The sequence below is a fragment of the Luteimonas sp. AC640a genome (assembly GCF_979256585.1).
Genome location: NZ_CEEDOV010000010.1, coordinates 343,918 through 361,533, shown reverse-complemented (window position 1 = coordinate 361,533; position 17,616 = coordinate 343,918). Strand labels below are relative to the sequence as shown.

Below are 17,616 nucleotides of genomic sequence, written 5' to 3'. Positions count from 1 at the left end.
CCGCCACATGAAGATGAAACTGCTCGACGCCACCCTGCTGGGCATCCTGGCCAGCATGGCGTCGGCAGCCGCGACGGCGCAGGACGCTGTCGCGACGGAAGCCGCGACTGCAGCGCCGACCGGCAGCTCGATCGATTGCGACGCGTCGGGTTGCCGCGACGGCGATGCGACGCTGTTCCAGCTGCGCACGCGCAGCTTCGACCAGCCGGTGACCACGGGCACGTCCGCGCGCTCGTCGTCGGCCGCGCTGCAGCCCGATCGCCGCGTCAGCGTGGCGCTGGAGCAGCCGGGACGCGCGACCGCGCTCGGTCGTTTCTCGGTGCAGCTGCCCGGTGGCGGTGCGATCTGGGCGACCGAAGATCCCGATCTCGGCCAGCCCGAGCTGTCGGTGTCCGGCCCGTCGCTGGCGCCGTTCGAAGCCGGTCGCATCACGCGTCCGGTGCGCTTCTACGCGCGCAGCAACTACGTCGACTTCATCGATCGCCTGGAGCTCACGCTGTATCGCGCGAGCGATGTCGATCTGATCGAACCGATCGCGCAGTTCGATCTGCCGCACGCGGCCGTCGCCGACGCCGAGTGGGACGGCACCTTGCCCGCCGGCCGCCAGTTCCGTCCCGGCGACGAGCTGGTCTACGTGCTGCGCGCCTACGACGCGCAAGGCCACTTCGACGAGACGTATACGCATCGCCTGCAGCTGGTCACGCCGGCCGAGGCCGATCGCGGCGACCAGATGCTGCGCTCCGGCACCGAGCGTGCGCTCGGCACCGCGCTGACCACGGACCAGGCGGCCACGCAGTCGCTGGTCGATGCCGTGTTCTCCGGCAACGGCCTGCGCCAGCAGAACATTCCGGTGTACGGCTCGCGCGTGCGCATCCAGGGCCGCAACCTGGCCGAAGGCCAGACGCTGCTGATCAACGGCGACAGCTATCCGGTCGATCTGGAACTCAAGTTCGTCGCCGAATACCTGATGCCCGTCGGCCAGCACCGGTTCGACATCGGCCTGAAGAACCGCAACGGCGACACCGCGCAGCACGCGCTGGATGTCGACGTCAGCGGCCGCTACTTCTTCGGCGTCGGCATTGCCGATGTCACCGTGTTCCAGAACAAGGCCAGCGGCCCCGGCCGCGAACTGGCACTGGCCGGCCGCGAAGACGACATCCTCAGCGACGGCCGCCTGGCGTTCTACGGCAAGGGCAAGATCGGTGGCAAATATCTGATCACCGCGCAGGCCGACACGCAGAACCGCCCGCTCGGCGATCTGTTCGACGGCTTCACCGCCGCCGATCCGCAGGACATCTTCCGCCGCGTCGATCCGGACCTGTACTACCCGAGCTACGGCGACGATTCCACGACGTACCGCGACGTCGACACCATGGGCCGCTTCTACGTGCGCATGGACTGGGACAAGAACCAGGCGCTGTGGGGCAACTTCTCGACCGGTTTCACCGGCACCGAGTACGGCCAGTACCAGCGTGCGCTCTACGGCGCGGCGCTGGCCTGGCGTTCGCGCGCGGCCAACGTCTGGGGCGACCCGGTCAGCGAACTGCGTGCGTTCGGATCCGAGGCGCAGACCGCGCCGGGCCACAGCGAGTTCGTCGGCACCGGCGGCAGCCTGTACTACCTGCGCCACACCGACGTGTTGCCGGGGTCGGAACAGGTGGTCGTGGAAACGCGCGACCCGACGACGGGCCGTGTCGAAGCGCGCGCCGTGCTGCTGCGCGGCGCCGACTACGAGATCGACGAGCTGCAGGGCCGCATCATCCTGACGCGCCCGCTGATGCCGGTGTCGCGCGACAACGTGCCCACGATCACCCGTGACGCACCGCTCGATGGTTTCGAGCAGCGCCTGATCGTCGACTACGAATGGGTGCCGGCGGGCTTCGACCCCGACGAAATCGCCGCCGGCGTGCGCGCCAAGCAGTGGTTCGGCGATCACGTCGGCCTCGGCGCGACCTGGGTCGACGAAAACCGCGCGGGCGAGGATTACACGCTGATGTCGGCCGACCTGACCTTGCAGGCCGGCAAGGGCACCTACCTCAAGCTCGAGCACAGCCGCACCGAGTCCACCGGCGCGCCGGTGTTCTTCTCCGACAACGGCGGTTTCACCTTCACCCAGCTCAACCCGGTCGGTCCGCGCGAAGGCGAGGCGAGTGCGGTCGAACTGCGCGCGAACTTCCGCGAGCTCGGCTGGACCACGCAGGACTGGAGCACGGGTGCATGGTGGCGTCGCGTCGATGCCGGTTTCTCGGTCGCACGTTTCGACACGGGCGCCGACATCGAGGAATACGGCGCCGAAGTGCTGGGCGAGTTCACGTCCGACATCGGCTTCTACGCGCGCTACAGCCGCGCCGAACGCGGCGTCGATGCGCTGGTGCAGGCGCAGGCGACGACCGAGTGGCGCTTCTCCGACGTCTCCGCGCTCGCTGCCGAACTGCGTCGCGTGCAGGAAGAGCGCGCAGCAATGGCCGACATCGCCGGCACGCTCGGCGCGTTGCGCTACACGCATCGCTTCGGCACCTCGCTCGACGTCTACGGCGTCGCGCAGCTGACGCTCGACGATGACGATGGTCGTTACGCGGACAATGATGCGTTCACGCTCGGCGGCCGCTACAACTTCGCCAACCTCTCGACGCTGGGCGGTGAAGTCACGACCGGCGATCGCGGCGACGCGGCACAGGTTAACGGTGAGTACCGTCTTTCGTCGCAGCACGCGCTGTATGGCGCCTACACCTACTCGACCGACACCACCGAGTACGACCCGCTGTTCAACCCGACCCGCCAGAACGGCTGGACGCTCGGCCAGCGCTGGCGCCTGTCGAACCAGGTCAACATCTTCAACGAGAGCCAGTTCCTCAAGAGCCGGCAGGAGTCGGGCCTCGCACATACCTACGGCATGGATTTCTATCCGGGCGTGGGCTGGAACCTCGGCTTCACGCTGTCGGACGGCGAGTTGACCACGCGCGATGGCGGCCAGGTCGACCGGCGCGCGATCAGCGTCTCGGGCGGTCGCACGTCCAACGTCACCGACTGGCAGAGCAAGATCGAGTGGCGCGAGGACACTGGCGCGGAACGTCGCACGCAGTGGATCACCACCAACCGCGTGCAGCATCGCCTCAACGAAAGCTGGCGCGTCGCCGCGCGGTTCAACTACGCCGACACCCAGGACGATCTCGATCCGCGCGCCAGCGCGAAGTTCATCGAGAGCAACCTCGGTTTCGCGTACCGCCCGTGGGATGGATCGCGCTGGGGCGTGTTCGGCCGTTACACCTATCTGTACGACCTGGCGACGCTGGGCCAGCTGGGCGGCGCGGATTACGACCAGAAGTCGCAGGTGCTGTCGCTTGAAGGCGTGTACCGCATCGACGATCGCTGGGAAGTCGCCGGCAAGCTCGCACGCCGCGAAGGCGAAGCGCGCTACGGCCGCGGCACCGGCGCATGGTTCGACTCGGCGACGACATTCGCCGCCAGCCAGCTGCGTTACGAACTGCTGCATAAGTGGCACGCGCTTGCAGAGTACCGCTGGCTCGACGTCGACGACGGCGGCACGCGCCAAGGCTGGATGGCCGGCGTGGATCGCGACATTGGCCGCAACTTCCGCGTGGGCGTGGGCTACAACTTCACCGATTTCAGTGACGACCTCACCGATCTCGACTACGACCACCGCGGGTTCTACATCAACTTCGTCGGCAGCTACTGACGCCGCTCCGGTAACGCAAAGGCTTCGCTCATGATCGATCATCGCCCCGCTTCCGCCCGTCGCCGCGCCGCGCTTTCCGTGGCGACCGCATTGGCGCTCACCGCTGCTGCAGGCGGCGCGTCCGCGCAGGTCGGCGTCGCGGCCGTGCAGCGCAGCTTCATCAATCTCAGCTTCGAGCAGCCGAACCTGCAGACGGTGGGGTGTCGCGTCTATATCGCCGAGCAGTACGTGCCCGGCTGGACCACCACGCACAGTGCGCAGCCGCAGGAGAATTCCGGAGGCTGCATAACGCCGCCCGGTTTCGTCGTCGGCGCGACGGCGCCGATCATCGAGCTGTGGCGCACGCCGCGCACGAACGGCGGCTTGACCGTGAACGCACGCAATGGTGCCCAGCTGGCCGAGTTGAACGCCTCCGAGCTGTCGCGGATCTCGCAGAACGTGTGTCTCGTGCCGGGGGACGAGGTGCGCTGGCGCTTCAGTCACAAGGGACGTGGCAGTGCCACCGTTCCGGACCAGATGCAGTTTCTGCTCGGCACCGCACCCATCGTGCAGGTGGGCACCACCAATACCGGCGACGGCGGCGTGACCTCCACGTTCATCGGCACTGCGGGGTCCAGTGCAGGCCCCGACGGCTGGCGCGACTACGACGGCGAGTTCGCCTATGCAGGCGCTGGCGGTGTCACCAACATCGGCTTCGAAGCGCTCTCGGGCACCGCGACGACCGGCAATTTCCTCGACGAGATCCAGGTGGTCCTCAAGCCCTTCATCGAACTGGCCGGCGCCGGCTTCGAAACGGTCGAGGGCGCGGGTGCAGGCGCACCGTCCCTGCGCATCGTGGGCACGCTGGAGGCTGATCTGACCATCGATGTCGCCATCACCGGCGGGAGCGCGGTGCTCGCCACCGATTACACGACACCGTCAGGCGGCACGAGTTTCAGCGTCGTGATTCCTGCCGGCACCTACGAGGGGGATGTGCTCCTTCCTCTCGGACTCACGTCGATCGGCAACGCCATCATCGATGGCACACGCACCGTGGAACTCGCACTGGCACCGAGCCCCGACGATTTCCTGCTGAGCTCGACCGAGGCGTGCGGCGGTACCGCCAACGCGGCCACCACGTGGACCCTGCTGGATGACGATCTCGACCTGCAGATCCAGAAGACCGCGTCCGCGGCCAACGCCGCCGTCGGTGATCCCGTCACGTTCAATCTGCTCGTCACACACGCCGGTGGCGCCGATGCCGACGGCGCCGTGGTGCGCGATCCGGCGGTCGCGGGTCTCGACTGCAGCGCGGCCGTGCCCACGTGCAGCGCTAGTGCAGGCGCGGTCTGTCCGGCATCGCCGACGATGGCCGCCCTGCAGGGTGCGGGACTGGTCATCCCGACCTGGCCGGCTGGCGGCACGATCGAGATCGGGTTCACCTGCGAAGCGACCGGCACGCCCTGATGTGATGCCCGCACGCAGGCGAGCGCGTCGACGCTAGGCCGCGACCTGGTCGGTCGCGAGTGGCAGGCGCAGGCGAAAGCGCGTTCCCTGGCCGGGGGTGCTGTCGACGGTCAATGTGCCACCCGCATCCTCGACGAGGCCCGCGACCACGGCCAGGCCCAGCCCGGTGCCCTCGCCTGCCGGTCGGGTCGTGAAGAACGGTTCGAAGATCCGCGCCTGCAGGTCGGGTGGAATGCCGTGTCCGGTATCGACGAGATCGAGCTGCATCTCGCCGTCTGCATCCGACGCGCTCAGGTGGATGCCGAAACGGCCGCCATAGGGCATCGCTTGCGCGGCGTTGGCGGTCAGGTTGAGCACCGCGAGGGCGAACTGCCCCCGGTCGAAGAGAATCGGGCCAGCGGTCTCCGCCAGATTCAGATCCAGCGCGATGCGCGGACCCAGCGTCTGCTGCAGCATCGGCACGGTCTCCCGCAGCGCTTCCGCCGCGTCGAAATATTCCGGATGGCTCGCATCGTTGCGTGCGAAATGCAGCAGCTTGTGGGTGATCGCAGTGGCCCGACGCACGGCCACGTCGAGTCCGCTCAGCACGGCATCGATCTCGTGCGGGTCGCTGCTGCGACGTCCCCGCTCGACGTATCCGAGCATCAGCGTCAGCAGATGATTGAAGTCATGGGCCACGCCACTCGCCATGCGGCCGATGGATTCGACCTTCTGCGCATGCAGCAGCTGGGTCTGTGCGCGTTCGCGCGCGGTCATCTCTTCCGACAGCTGCGCATTCGCCTCCGCCAGCGCCGTGGCCTGCCGGGTGGCCTCGGCCAGGCTGCTGCGCAGGGCTGTCGACGTGCGGTCAACGACGATGGTGATCAACAGGAACATCACCGAGCGCACGCCCACGTCGGCGAACGTCGGGAGGAGAGGCTCGCCGGTCCGAGTGGCGTCGGTATAACCACCTGCCACCATGGCGATGACCAGGACGACGTACATCGCCCACAGCGCGCCACGGCCGATCATCATGCCCGCCACCAGGAGCCACATCACCTGGATCGGCTGCTCGAAGGTGTGCGACATCAAGCCGGCCATCGCGTATGAGACGAGCATCATGCTGGCGACGACTACCAGAAGTTGCCGGATCGCCCACTGAAAGCGTCCGCGACGGATCAGCATCAACGACCAGGCGGCAACCGCGCTGATGACCAGACTGGTGATCAGCGAGGCGGTCTCGCCCGGTTGCCACGGAAGTCCGCTTCCGAAGACCCGGTATAGCCAAAGCAGCGGCGGAATGGTGCCGAGCACCCCGAGGACGATCTGCAACATGGGCGCGTTGCGGCGATCGACGGGCTCCAGGATCGCAGGCACATCGAGCCATCGGGAGACGAAATGCATGCTGAAGACCTTCGTGAGCGTGAGATCCAGTGATCCACAGCGTTGGCTGAGAATACGCAAGAGTGGTGCTTTGCTACCGCGTGCGCCGCGTGCGCCGCGTCGGCGAGAATGCGCCCGGGTCCTGAAAAGATCGCAACAAACCTGTGGCACGGCAAGCGCGACCGCGCCGTGTGATGGTGTGCGATACGGACATCGTGTTTCGCGGCGTCTGCGCGGGTCGCGGATCACACGCTGCAGTGACGGGAAGGCCGCAAGTGCGATGTCGTCGTTGCCCTGAGTCGGTATCCAGGCGCCTACTTGGACTCACACCCCACACCATCGTTGTCCCGATCCAGATGGGGGCCATAACCCGGATCACCGCGATGTACCGGGGCTGCACCGGCGCCGCGTGCGTCCGCGCAGTTGCGATAGGTGCGTTGCATTGCTGCCGGTTGTACGCCGGAACCAGTCGGCCGCTGCTGCGCCTCCGGAGTGGTGCGTGGTGCCAATGGATGCACGGAATGCGCAGCAGCGGGACCGCGATGGCAGTGGTAGCCACCGGTCTTCCGGTCGTTGTGGCATCCATCCCGGTTGAGGCCGCCGCCGTGGGCGTGCGCGACCCCAACGCCGAGTGTGCAGAGCAGCGCGATCAGGCGGCAGGACGGTCGAGGCATTCTGGCGTCGCGGTCATGAAGTCGCTGACAGCTTGCGCCTTCCGCGCCACGTTGCCTGATGCCGTAACCATTCGACGCCCGTGCGTGCGAACGCCAGGCGTCTCACTCGGTGACCCGGCGGCCGATCACCATGCGCCCATGGAATGGCAGACCAACCCCTTGCTGCGGGAAGAGATCGGCGTGGCCCGTCGGCCGCTGCGCTCGATCCCGCTGCTCTACGAATGGCGCGCATGCGCCGGCGTCATGATGCTGATGTGGAAGGGCAAAGCGGTGGGGGCGGTGTATCCGGGCGGGCGCTACTGGCTGAAGTGGCGCCGGCGGGAGTATGCCGGGACGGCAGCTTCGCCGGCGCAGGCCAGGCGGTTCATGGCGCGCTGGATCGGGGCGCGCCGCAATGCTGCGCCGCTGCTGGACGCGGATCTGCCGCCGAAGGCGCTGATGCCGCTGGAGGCGTTTCTGCGGGAGTACGAAGCGCAGGGCGATTGATTGCGATGCGGCGTGGCCTGGGTGTCCGCCGATACCGATGCCGCGGTGCTGACCGCGCGTGCGCGGCAAGTCGCCTCAACCTGCGGATGCGACGAGCGGTGCCTCCGACTTCGCCGGATAGCTCAGCAGCCAGAGCAGCACCAGAATGCCGCCGACCGGTGCCAGGCTGATGAGCTGCCACCAGGGATTGAAGCCGGCATCGCGCAGGCGCCGGGTGCAGGCGGTGACCCACGGCAGCAGCACGATCAGCGATGCGATCTGTAGTGGCAGCGGGCCGGCCGCCTCGGCGAGCAGGCTGGCCAGCGCCAGCACCATCGCCACCGCGAGCGCGAACCACCAGAAGTCCGCGCGTCGGGTGGTGCCCGTGAACTCCAGGCCGCGCAGCACGCCGTCGCGCATCGCTGCGAGCGCCGGCTGGCTGGGTGCCGGCGCGCCCAGCAACAGCTGCTCGGCCGGCACCTCGAAGACGGCGGCCAGGGCACGCAGGGATTCGATCGAGATTTTCGCCCCGGATTCGAGACGCTGGATGGTTCGCAGATTGAGGCCGCTGAGCTCGGCCAGTTGCTCCTGCGACCAACGCTGGGCGGTCCGCAGCTCACGGAGATAGACGCTGTTGATGTGCATGAGGTGCCTCGGCAATCTGTTACGAATTCCGGTCATCATCCTGCCGCACGCCGGCCCAGCGCTACGACTTGTACCCGACACGGGCACGACATGCGGCTGACAGCACATTCCGATGCACCGGAGTGCAATCAAGCCTCGGTTGGAACCCGGGCCCTTGCGCCCACGTTGTGCACGCCTTGGCTTTCTCGACGTGCGCCAGCGTCGCACTTCGTCCATGCGTCATCCGTTGGGCGGTCCGATCGCGCGCGCGGTACTGTGCGCCGCTTTTGGGCGTACTGTGCTGAACGAGTGCTCGACGCATCCGCGGGATGTGCTTGTTACGCCTCGAGGGAACGTGAGGTGGGCCGATGACCCTGCAGATGTTCAGACCTGTGCGGCCAACGGGGTCGCAACTGGAGGAGGCCAACGCGGGCGAGCGCTTCACGCGCGCGCTGGTCGCGCTGACACGCACGGTCTGGAGTCCGGACTGCACGTTCGAGACGGCCATCGCATCGATCTGCCAGACGGCTGCTACCGCGTTGCAGATCGAACGCGTCAGCGTGTGGAATTACGAACCTGCCGCGTTCTGTCTGCGCTGTCTGCACGCCTACGACGCCATCACCGCACAGAGCATGCCGCCCGAGCATCTGGAAACGCTGCCGCTGGATGAGGACGATTACATCGCTTCGTTCGACGACGTGCGCACATTGGAAATGGACGAGCTGCAGCGCGATGCGTTGATGGCCCGTTCCCATCTGGCGTTGCGCGATTATCTGCAACGCCATCGCATCCACGGAATGCTCGATGCGCCGGCGTTCGTCGGCGGCGAGTTGCAGGGTCTCATCTGTCACGAAAGTCTCGCCGCTGCGCGGGTCTGGTCGCGCGAGGAAACCACCTTTGCCGCGAGCATGGGCGATTACGTGGCCATGGCGTTCGAGATCGCCCGGCGGCGTCGGGCCGAGGCCGAAGTCGAGCATCTGCGCCTGCACGACACCGCCACCGGCCTGCCGAATCGTGACTACATGACAGAGCTGATCCGTCAGCGTTTCCTGGGTGGACCGTCCCGTAAGTACGATGTTCTGGCGGTCGTCCATCTGCAGGTGGATGTCAGCGGCGGTGCGGTCTGGTCGGCGGGTGCGCCCAGTGTCGATACCGTGATGGGGCGCATCGCCCAGGTCCTGCGCCCTTTGATGGGCGGTGACACCGAGCTTGCGCGCACTGGCGTCGATGGCTTCAGTTTTCTGGTGGCGACCCATCCCGGCAAGCGCTCGGTCATCCGCCTGGCCGAAGCGATCCTCAGCGTGCTCGAATCGATGGACTGGCAACACGTGGACGTCGACCCGGGCGCGAGCATCGGCATTTCGGTGGCCGGGCATGCCGGCGGTCAGAACCCGTTGCTGCTGTTGCAGCAAGGCGAAGAGGCCGCCGCGCAGGCACGCGCTGCGGGACGGTTCGGCTACGCGATCTACGACACCGAACACCACGTGGCGCTGCTGGAGGCACTGCGCTTCGAGCGCGCGCTGCGCGATGGATTCTCCAGAGGGGAATTCGAGTTGCATTACCAGCCCGAGTACGACGCAGAGCGCGGGCGCTGGGCGGCGGCAGAAGCCCTGCTGCGTTGGCGGGTGGGGGATGAGCTGCGGACTGCAGGCGAATTCATCGGCGTGCTGGAGCCGTCGCGGTTGATGCCGGCGGTCGGACGCTGGGTATTGCGTCAGGCCTGCCAGGATGCGGCGACCTGGCCGGCGCGCCCGGGCGAGCAGGCGCCGGGCGTGCGGGTGAATGTCTCGGCGCGTCAGTTCGACGAAACCGGTCTGGTGGAAGACGTACAGGCCGCGCTGGATGCCTCGGGGCTCGATCCCACGCGTCTGAGCCTGGAGCTCACCGAAACCACGCTGATGCGCGATGTCGACCGCGCGCTCGAGATCCTGCGTCCGCTGCGGGCCATGGGCGTGCAGGTGGCGATCGATGATTTCGGCACGGGCTATGCGTCGCTGGTCTATCTCAAGTGCCTGCCGGTAGATGCCCTGAAGATCGATCGCAGCTTCGTGCAGGGACTGCCCGACAGCGCTGCGGACCTGGCGATCGTGCGGGCGGTGGTGGGGCTGGCCGCGGCGTTCGAGATCGAAATCATTGCAGAAGGCGTGGAGACCCGCGCGCAGGCCGCCTCGCTCGCTGCGGCCGGCGTGCATCGGCTGCAGGGTTGGCTGTATGGGAAGGCGATGCCCAGCGCGGACCTGTGCCGTGTACTCGAAGCGCCCGTGGAGTCGCAGGCGCCGTTTTCGCACTGAGCTCGTTGGACCCTGCGATGCGGGATGTGCGCCGTCGCAGTGATCCGCGAGTTGCAGGCGGTGATCCGGCCGCGCGCAACGCACTCTCGATCCATCGCGTATGCGGCACAGCAACAAGCGAGACCGTCCGGAGAGACGGAATGTGTCCTTTGACGGCCACCAAGGCCGTTCTACCGAAGTCCGGGCACTGCTGTGCCCAGGTGCGACGCTGCAGGTGATGCCATGCCCAACACATACAACTGGCTGCTGGACATCCCGTTCTGGGAGGAGAGCGCCATCGGCCAGGAGTCGAAAGTCTTCGCGCTGGAGGACTTTCTGGCGCGCAGCAATCGACCCGGCGCCCGCGTCTGGTGCGTGCATTTCAGGCGCTGGTGTCGCGTGCGACGCGCCGACACGGCGGAACTCTACGACGCGCGCTCGATCGGCCCGGTTCACGGTGTCGAGATGCTGGTCGTCACGCGGTATCGCGCGCATCGCACGATCAACGCCGGACAGGCGATCAACTGACGTGCGCGGGCATTGCGTGGTGCGGCAACACTTGATCGCAACACACGCGCCTTTAGGGTGATGCCCTCTGCGAGCCATGCTCGCGACCGCAGGACAGTGCCATGCCAGAGCAGACCATGACCGCCATCGCCATCCGCGGTGGCACGGGCGATGCCGATGCGCTGCATCCGGTGCAGGTGCCGCGGCCGGTGCCCAAGGACGGCGAAGTCCTGATCCGCGTGCGCGCGGCGGGCGTCAATCGACCGGACATCGCCCAGCGCGGCGGCACGTATCCGCCGCCGCCCGGTGCACCCGAGACGCTGGGCCTCGAAGTCGCGGGAGAAATTGTGCGTGGTGCGGGACGCTGGAAGGAAGGCGATCGCGTCTGCGCGCTTCTGGGAGGGGGCGGCTATGCCGAATACGCCGTGGCGGATGCGCGGCATGTGCTGCCGATCCCGGACGGTCTCGACTGGGCGCACGCGGCGGCGCTGCCGGAAACAGTGTTCACCGTCTACGCCAACGTGTTCGAACACGGTGCGCTGCAACCGGGCGAATGGCTGCTGGTGCATGGCGCGACCTCCGGCATCGGCGTCGCTGCGATCCAGATGGCCAAGGCCACCGGCGCGCATGTGCTGGCGAGCAGCCGCGGCGCGGACAAGGCCGCGCGCACCCACGCACTGGGCGCGGACGTCTCGATCGACACCTCGACGATGGATTTCGGCGCGATTGCGAAGGAACACGGGGGCATCGACGTGGCGCTGGACATGGTCGGCGCACCGACGTTCGACGCCACCCTGGACGCGTTGAACCCGAAGGGCCGCATCGTCTACATCGCGACGCTCGGTGGACCGACGCTGCAGGTGCCGGTGATGAAGGTCATGCAGAAGCAGGCGGTGATCACCGGGTCCACCTTGCGCCCGCGCAGCGCCGACGAGAAAGCGCGCCTGGCCGTTGCTGTCGAGCGCATCGTCTGGCCATGGATCGCCGAAGGACGCGTCAACGCGATCATCGATCGCAGATTTCCGCTGACCGAAGCCGCCGCCGCGCATGCGTATCTCGAAAGCGGCGAGCACTTCGGCAAGGTCGTGCTGGAGGTTGCATGAGCGCGACGCCTGCCGTGTTTCCTGTCGGCGCGATTGACGCGCACTGGATCACCCTCGACGACGATGTGATGGGTGGACACTCCCGCAGCCGCGTCGCCGTGTGCGATGGCGTGCTGCACTTCAGCGGCGCTACATCGCTGGACGACAACGGCGGCTTCGCCTCGATCCGCGCACGCAGTGCCTTCAATCTCGATGGTGCGACTGCGATGCGCCTGCGCGTCCGCGGTGATGGACGCGCCTATCAGCTGCGCATCGCCACGGACGCACGGCATCGCGGTTCGAACGTCTCCTGGCGTGGTGACTTCGAAACCCGCGCCGGCGAGTGGATCGAAGTGACCGTCGAGTTCGCCGGCATGCAGCCGACGTATCGCGGCACCGTGCTCGATGGCCCGACGCTGGACCTGTCGAAGGTCGAAGAAATCGGACTGCTGATCGGTGATGGCGATGCCGGCGAATTCGGGCTGGAAGTCGACTGGATCAGGCCGCTGGCGCGATAGCACTGTTACGGACTGGCTGCGATCGCAGCGGCGCTCATCATCAATCGCGAATTGCGAGTTGTCGCAGCGAATCAGGTGCGCAGCCGCGACTGCTTTGCATACCAGCCCGCATACGGTGAATTCCTGACCAGATACCGGTTGTAGTCCGGCGTGCCATCGGTCCACCACACGGGGCCGCGTTCGCCGAGTGCGTGCTTCGCGGTATCGACATCGCGGCGGGCTTGCGCGAGGGCGTCTGCATCATCGGCGTGCTTGGCGTGCTTCACCGCGCGGCGTGCATCCATCAATGCGTCGACGAGGCGCTGACGCTCTGCGTCCGGCAGCCCGGGATTGCTCGTGCGCCACAGTCGACCGCGCACGATCAGATAGCGGCCGTCAGGTGTGAGCAGTTCCGGCATGCGGTGTGCGCGATGGGATGTGGTGGCAGGCGAGTCTAGGCACGAACATCGTGTGCTGAACGCATACGCGACGCGATGCGCACTTCACGGCATGCGAAGGCGTGCGCGGCGAGGATCGGTGCTCCGGGCCGCCGATGTGAAGCGCGGCCGCCACGTATGAGGTCTGCATGTCCCAGACGAAATCCGCTGCGCTTGAACCCTCTTCCATCGCGAAGGCGCTGGCCATCGCGGTGTTCTCGACCGCATTGCTCGCCGCGTGTTCGCCCGCCGGCGACGCCGCCGAACCGGCTGCCGATTCACCTGCGATCGCGCCGACACCGACCGCTGCCGACGAAGTCGCGCCCGAGCCTGCCGCACCTGCACCGGTGGCTGCGAGCGGCACCGTGGGGGGTGATGGATCGGAGATCGTGCTCGATACCTTGAGCGAGGCCGATCTGACCGGCGCGAATCTGTCGGGCGAACTGGCCTGCAGTTTTTCGGCGGACGGCCAGCAGCCGTTGCTCCACGCGATGGGCGTCGTCGGCTCGCAGGATCCCGCGTTGGGCATCGTGAAGGTTGCCGGGTATGTCGAGCCGGTGCGTGCACCGGGCGGGTTTGACGGCATGACCCAGAACCCGACGTTCACCGGACAGGGCAAGACGATCCGCATCGAAGAAACGGGCGCAGCGATCGGCGGTGGCGAATCGCCGCCGCGTCCGGCGACGTTGACCTATCTGCGCGCTGACGGCGCAAGCCGCACGATCGAAGGTCGCTGGCAGTGCGGGCCCTGATGCGGCTGTAGCGGCGCCGCAGAATTCATCCAGCACATCAGGGCAGCCTCGGTTGCCCTGATCGGTATCAGTGCTTCTGACGCAGGCAGAACGCAAGGATCAGCGCGGATGCATCGGGCCCCTTGGCATCGGTGTGGCTGCCTGACGGATCGCCGCCGCTCCACGTATGACCGGCGCCGGCAATCAGCACGTGCTCCACGCGGACGCGGCCTTCTGCATCGACAAACGCGGTGTGCGTGCATTCGCGACCGTTGATCTTCGTGGTGCCGGACATCTCTGCGCGCAACGGCGCGACCGTCGTGTTGCCGGACGTGGCATCGGCCACGATCGCGCTGCCGTTCTCCGGTCGCACGGTGTGATCGGCGGTACCGTGTACGACGATCGTCGGCACGCGCTGCGCATCGTTCCCGGGCAATGTTTCGGGCCGCTTGCTGCGACCCTGCATCGCAGCGAATGCGCCGGGTACGTCGGTGGCCGCGGCAAAGGGCAGACCCGAATGCGCGCCGACGGCGGCGAATTTGTCTGGATACGTGCGGCCGAGGATCACCGCCATTGCCGCGCCGGCGGACAGGCCGGCGACGTAGACGCGGCGCGCGTCCACGCGGTGATGGCCGGCGATGTCGTCGACGATGCCGGCGAGGATCGCGGGCTCGCCGGCGTCACGCGTCTGGTCTTCGCTGCGGAACCAGTTCCAGCATTTCTGGCCGTTGTCGCGTGCGGTTTGCGCGGGGTACACCACGATCACACCGTGCGCATCCGCGACGGCGTTCATGCGCGTGCCGGCCGCGAAGTCCGCAGGCGTCTGCGTGCAGCCGTGCAGCATCATCATCAGTGGCGCGGCGGCGGCATCGTGCGCATCGAGTCCCGGCGGCACATACAGCGTGTAGCTGCGCGTGCCGGCGTGGTTGCTGTAGCTGTGTTCGGTGGTCGTACCGTGTGCGGTGCGTGTCGTCGGCTCGGCACCACGCAGGCGAGCACTCGTGTCCTGCGTCGATCCGGTGCCTCGGGGCGCTGCGTCATCTGCGGACGTGGTCTGCGCAGGCGCGTCCTGCACCCCCAGAAGACCGGCCTGCTGCAGCGCGTCCTGGATCGTCTTCTGTACACCGGTCGCATTGCCATCGGCGCGGATGCCCGCGGACGACCACGCATCCTGGATAGTGGTCTGGATCTGCTGCGCACCTGCGGTGCCGCGGTCCAGCATGGATTTGGGAACCAGTGCGGTCATCGCCGGCGCGTGCCGGCGGAACAGGGAACTGAAGGATTTCAAGAGAGGCGCCAGGCGGAGCGGGGGAGTCCGCTCGCCGAGCCTACGATCGAGCATGTGAGCGTAATGACGCGGTGCAACAAAGGCGCCTGAACGGTTATGGCGGCGTTCCCGATGGCATGGGCGCGAGACGGGGCGATGCGCCCCGCCTCGCACCGGTCGTTCAGGGCGAGACGCGGCCTTCGATCGAATCGTCGAGCGTCTTGCCGATCGCGGCACCGACGACCATCTTCGACGCGGCGACGAAATCGCCGTGCTTGTTGTCCCAGTAATAGCCACCGGTCGGCTTGACCTGGATCACGGTGATGCGAGGGTCGTCCTTGCCCTCGGTGAACCAGGTTTTCATGATCGGGTTCCACAGGTCCTCGATGCGCTGGCGATCACGGCTGATCGTCGCGTGGCCGTCGAGGGCGAGGAAGCCCGAGTGCTTCGATCCCTGAAAATACAGGCGCACGGCGGGATCGGCTTCGATCTCCGCATTCTTGTGACTGTCGGACGCGCTGAGGAACCACAGCGCGCCGGATTCGTCGGCCTCTTCGATCGACATCGGCCGCGTGCCGCCGGTCTCGCTACCGGACAGCGGCGTGGTGCAGAAGAAGCATGATTCGGCGTCCTTGGTCATGTCGCGAATGCGCGCAGCGGCGTCGGTGCCGGCGAGGTCTTCGCGGTTGTGTTCGGGCTGGTTGCGGTTGATCGAGTCCATCAGTGTCTCCGGAAGATGTGTTGCGAAGCCGCGCGCGTTGCCGTCGTCGGCGCGGCGCGCAGTAGACGGAAACGTCAGTGCGCGCTGGCGCCCGGCGTCGATGTCGCGTCTTCATAGGACGCGCGGTTGGCGTCGTCGGAGACGTTGGTGACCAGCGAGCGGTCTGTGCGCGCCGGTGCGTCTTCTTCGATTTCGAGTGCGGCGGTCGAGCGGCGCTGCCAGGCCTGATACGCGAAGTAGCCGAGTGCGCCGGCGGCGGCAATTCTGAGAAGTCCCATGGGTATTCCTGTGTTTGAAAGGGGAGCGGGGAAAGACGCGTCGCGGATCATGCTGGCGCGCGGTGTGGTGGAGCAGGTGCTGAAACCTGGACGGCTGGAGCGCGGCTGCTCTCTGGCGCGTCGGGGTGCGGCGTCCGGATTCCGGCAGGCGCCGCGTCGTCTTGGCGCTGCAAATGGGCAGGCGCTTGCTCTGGATCTCGATCACGTCGGATCGGTGTGCGGCGCATGGTCGATTCGTCGCGTTCGAGGGAAGCGCGACGCTGCACTGGACGGTGTGAATCCCGGGCGATTCCGTGGCATTCATCTGCGCGTGTGGCGGGCGTGGACAGGCGGGCTTCACCTGCGCGGGTGGCGTGTGGTGGTGGGGCACCACCGCGCAGCGGACAACACAGGGCATGCGTTTCGCCGGCCTCGACCGGTCGCGGATGCACATTGCGTTTGACTGGCAGACCGGTACGGAGGCTCGCGGAGGCGCGTATGCAAGACGACTTGCAGATTGAAGTGCGTCGGAAGCCGGAGTCGCTGCTCCATGTCCATGTGCGCGGCAGGAACACATTCGCCCACACGATGCAGTACTGGCATGCGATTGCGGACGAGGTCGAACTGCAGCCGGCGCAGGCACTGCTGCTGGTGGACGAGCTGGTCGGTCCGGGTCTGACCGCGGCGGAGTGGCTCTACCTGGTCCGTGAAGTGGGCCCGCGACTCGGACGCCTGCGGATCGCGCATGTGAAACCGCATGGCCTCGACACCGTCGAGTACTGCGTGCTGTCAGCGATGGGCGCGGGCCTGGATGCGCGCGTGTTCGAGGATGCCCGCATGGCCAGCCTGTGGCTGCGCTACGGGCCTGTCGATACCTGATTGGTGACGTCGCGCGCACAGCGCGTCGACGCGCGCGGCTGCCTCAGCCGTAGCGCGCCAGGAACATGTCGACCGCGCCTTCGGCGACCTGACGCTGCTGCGCGGGATCGAGCGACGGTTGGCCCATCGACATCTGCGGCCAGAACGCGAAGCCCTTTATCAGTGACTGCAGCTGATGCGAGGCGAACAGCGGGTCGTCGATCTTCAGACGGCCATCTTTGGCAGCGGCGCGGACCCAGGTGGTGATGCCTTCCTCGCGATCGCCGAGGCGTTCGAGCATCTGCCGCGCCAGTTCGGGCGAATGCAGGCCGGCTGCGATGGCGACGCGGGCGAGATCGACGAAATGCGGGTCGTCGAGCAGGCGCAGTTTCTGGTCGACCAGTTCGAACAGCTGCGCGCGCAGCGGCCGGTCGGCGCGGTAGGCGAGATCGGGGCCGCCGACGCCACGCGCGAACATCTCTTCGAGGATGCGCAGGAACAGCGCGTCCTTGCTCGGGAAGTGGTTGTAGACGGTGCGCTTGGACACGCCGGCGGCCGCGGCGATGCGGTCCATCGTGGTCGCCTCGAAACCGGCGGCGCGGAATTCGGCCACGGCGGCATCGAGGATGGCCGCGTGTTTGCGGTCGGTCAGGCGGGTCGTCGCGGGATCGGATCCGGGCATCGGCCAAGTTTACACCGAGGGGTTTACTTTTCCGATTCG

General features: G+C 67.2%; 18 protein-coding genes. 10 read left to right on the top strand and 8 right to left on the bottom strand.

From position 1 onward, the window contains the following. Positions 1-7: 7 nt before the first annotated feature. Entirely contained in the window at positions 8-3,697 is a 3,690-nt protein-coding gene (locus ACZ9YD_RS10745; protein ID WP_465075202.1) for a hypothetical protein, read from the top strand. Positions 3,698-3,727: 30 nt separating this feature from the next. Then, a complete protein-coding gene (locus ACZ9YD_RS10740) occupies positions 3,728-5,143 on the top strand; it encodes a hypothetical protein (protein ID WP_465075201.1) in 1,416 nt (471 codons plus the stop codon). Positions 5,144-5,176: 33 nt separating this feature from the next. Here ACZ9YD_RS10740 and ACZ9YD_RS10735 read toward each other — a convergent pair whose 3' ends face one another. Together ACZ9YD_RS10735 and ACZ9YD_RS10730 are read right to left on the bottom strand one after the other, a co-directional pair. After that, positions 5,177-6,754, bottom strand: a complete 1,578-nt coding sequence (locus ACZ9YD_RS10735; RefSeq protein WP_465075200.1) for a sensor histidine kinase — start codon at positions 6,752-6,754, stop codon at positions 5,177-5,179. Between the two features lie 65 nt (positions 6,755-6,819). Then, positions 6,820-7,179 carry an excalibur calcium-binding domain-containing protein gene (locus ACZ9YD_RS10730; RefSeq protein WP_465075199.1) on the bottom strand — a complete coding sequence of 120 codons (360 nt, stop codon included), beginning with the start codon at positions 7,177-7,179 and terminating at the stop codon, positions 6,820-6,822. A 138-nt stretch (positions 7,180-7,317) separates the two neighbouring features. Between ACZ9YD_RS10730 and ACZ9YD_RS10725 the strand changes: the two genes are divergently transcribed. Continuing rightward, entirely contained in the window at positions 7,318-7,665 is a 348-nt protein-coding gene (locus ACZ9YD_RS10725; protein WP_465075198.1) for a hypothetical protein, read from the top strand. Positions 7,666-7,740: 75 nt separating this feature from the next. On the opposite strand, the gene ACZ9YD_RS10720 is transcribed toward ACZ9YD_RS10725, so the two are convergent. Then, positions 7,741-8,289, bottom strand: a complete 549-nt coding sequence (locus ACZ9YD_RS10720; RefSeq protein ID WP_465075197.1) for a DUF805 domain-containing protein — start codon at positions 8,287-8,289, stop codon at positions 7,741-7,743. Between the two features lie 347 nt (positions 8,290-8,636). On the opposite strand from ACZ9YD_RS10720, the gene ACZ9YD_RS10715 reads away from it, so the two are divergent. The 4 genes from ACZ9YD_RS10715 (at position 8,637) to ACZ9YD_RS10700 (ending at position 12,645) form a co-directional block, all read left to right on the top strand. Then, entirely contained in the window at positions 8,637-10,559 is a 1,923-nt protein-coding gene (locus tag ACZ9YD_RS10715) for a putative bifunctional diguanylate cyclase/phosphodiesterase (RefSeq protein ID WP_465075196.1), read from the top strand. A 222-nt stretch (positions 10,560-10,781) separates the two neighbouring features. Further along, positions 10,782-11,066, top strand: coding sequence for a hypothetical protein (locus tag ACZ9YD_RS10710; protein WP_465075195.1), 285 nt, complete (start codon positions 10,782-10,784; stop codon positions 11,064-11,066). A 101-nt stretch (positions 11,067-11,167) separates the two neighbouring features. After that, entirely contained in the window at positions 11,168-12,148 is a 981-nt protein-coding gene (locus ACZ9YD_RS10705; protein WP_465075194.1) for an NAD(P)H-quinone oxidoreductase, read from the top strand. Continuing rightward, complete coding sequence (locus ACZ9YD_RS10700) at positions 12,145-12,645, top strand: CIA30 family protein (protein ID WP_465075193.1); 501 nt, start codon at positions 12,145-12,147, stop codon at positions 12,643-12,645. The genes ACZ9YD_RS10705 and ACZ9YD_RS10700 overlap by 4 nt, the downstream gene beginning before the upstream one ends. Before the next feature lie 71 nt (positions 12,646-12,716). Here ACZ9YD_RS10700 and ACZ9YD_RS10695 read toward each other — a convergent pair whose 3' ends face one another. Further along, the gene (locus tag ACZ9YD_RS10695; protein ID WP_465075192.1) at positions 12,717-13,043 is read right to left on the bottom strand and encodes a hypothetical protein; all 327 of its coding nucleotides are present in this window, start codon (positions 13,041-13,043) and stop codon (positions 12,717-12,719) included. A 167-nt stretch (positions 13,044-13,210) separates the two neighbouring features. Between ACZ9YD_RS10695 and ACZ9YD_RS10690 the strand changes: the two genes are divergently transcribed. Then, positions 13,211-13,813, top strand: a complete 603-nt coding sequence (locus tag ACZ9YD_RS10690) for a hypothetical protein (protein ID WP_465075191.1) — start codon at positions 13,211-13,213, stop codon at positions 13,811-13,813. A gap of 67 nt (positions 13,814-13,880) precedes the next feature. Here the strand turns inward: ACZ9YD_RS10690 and ACZ9YD_RS10685 are convergent, their stop codons facing one another. The 3 genes from ACZ9YD_RS10685 to ACZ9YD_RS10675 all read right to left on the bottom strand — a co-directional run bounded on the left by ACZ9YD_RS10685 (position 13,881) and on the right by ACZ9YD_RS10675 (position 16,058). Then, positions 13,881-15,038, bottom strand: coding sequence for an extracellular catalytic domain type 1 short-chain-length polyhydroxyalkanoate depolymerase (locus ACZ9YD_RS10685; protein ID WP_465075190.1), 1,158 nt, complete (start codon positions 15,036-15,038; stop codon positions 13,881-13,883). A gap of 202 nt (positions 15,039-15,240) precedes the next feature. Continuing rightward, positions 15,241-15,780 carry a pyridoxamine 5'-phosphate oxidase family protein gene (locus ACZ9YD_RS10680; protein WP_465075189.1) on the bottom strand — a complete coding sequence of 180 codons (540 nt, stop codon included), beginning with the start codon at positions 15,778-15,780 and terminating at the stop codon, positions 15,241-15,243. 74 nt (positions 15,781-15,854) lie between these two features. Next, positions 15,855-16,058, bottom strand: a complete 204-nt coding sequence (locus ACZ9YD_RS10675) for a hypothetical protein (protein WP_465075188.1) — start codon at positions 16,056-16,058, stop codon at positions 15,855-15,857. On the opposite strand from ACZ9YD_RS10675, the gene ACZ9YD_RS10670 reads away from it, so the two are divergent. Together ACZ9YD_RS10670 and ACZ9YD_RS10665 are read left to right on the top strand one after the other, a co-directional pair. Beyond that, positions 16,057-16,500 carry a hypothetical protein gene (locus tag ACZ9YD_RS10670; protein WP_465075187.1) on the top strand — a complete coding sequence of 148 codons (444 nt, stop codon included), beginning with the start codon at positions 16,057-16,059 and terminating at the stop codon, positions 16,498-16,500. The two genes, ACZ9YD_RS10675 and ACZ9YD_RS10670, sit on opposite strands and share 2 nt — an antisense overlap. Positions 16,501-16,625: 125 nt before the next feature. Continuing rightward, entirely contained in the window at positions 16,626-16,916 is a 291-nt protein-coding gene (locus ACZ9YD_RS10665) for a hypothetical protein (RefSeq protein WP_465075186.1), read from the top strand. Positions 16,917-16,959: 43 nt separating this feature from the next. Here the strand turns inward: ACZ9YD_RS10665 and ACZ9YD_RS10660 are convergent, their stop codons facing one another. Beyond that, on the bottom strand, positions 16,960-17,577 hold the full coding sequence (locus tag ACZ9YD_RS10660) for a TetR/AcrR family transcriptional regulator (RefSeq protein ID WP_465075185.1): 618 nt from the start codon (positions 17,575-17,577) through the stop codon (positions 16,960-16,962). Between the last annotated feature and the right edge of the window lie 39 nt (positions 17,578-17,616).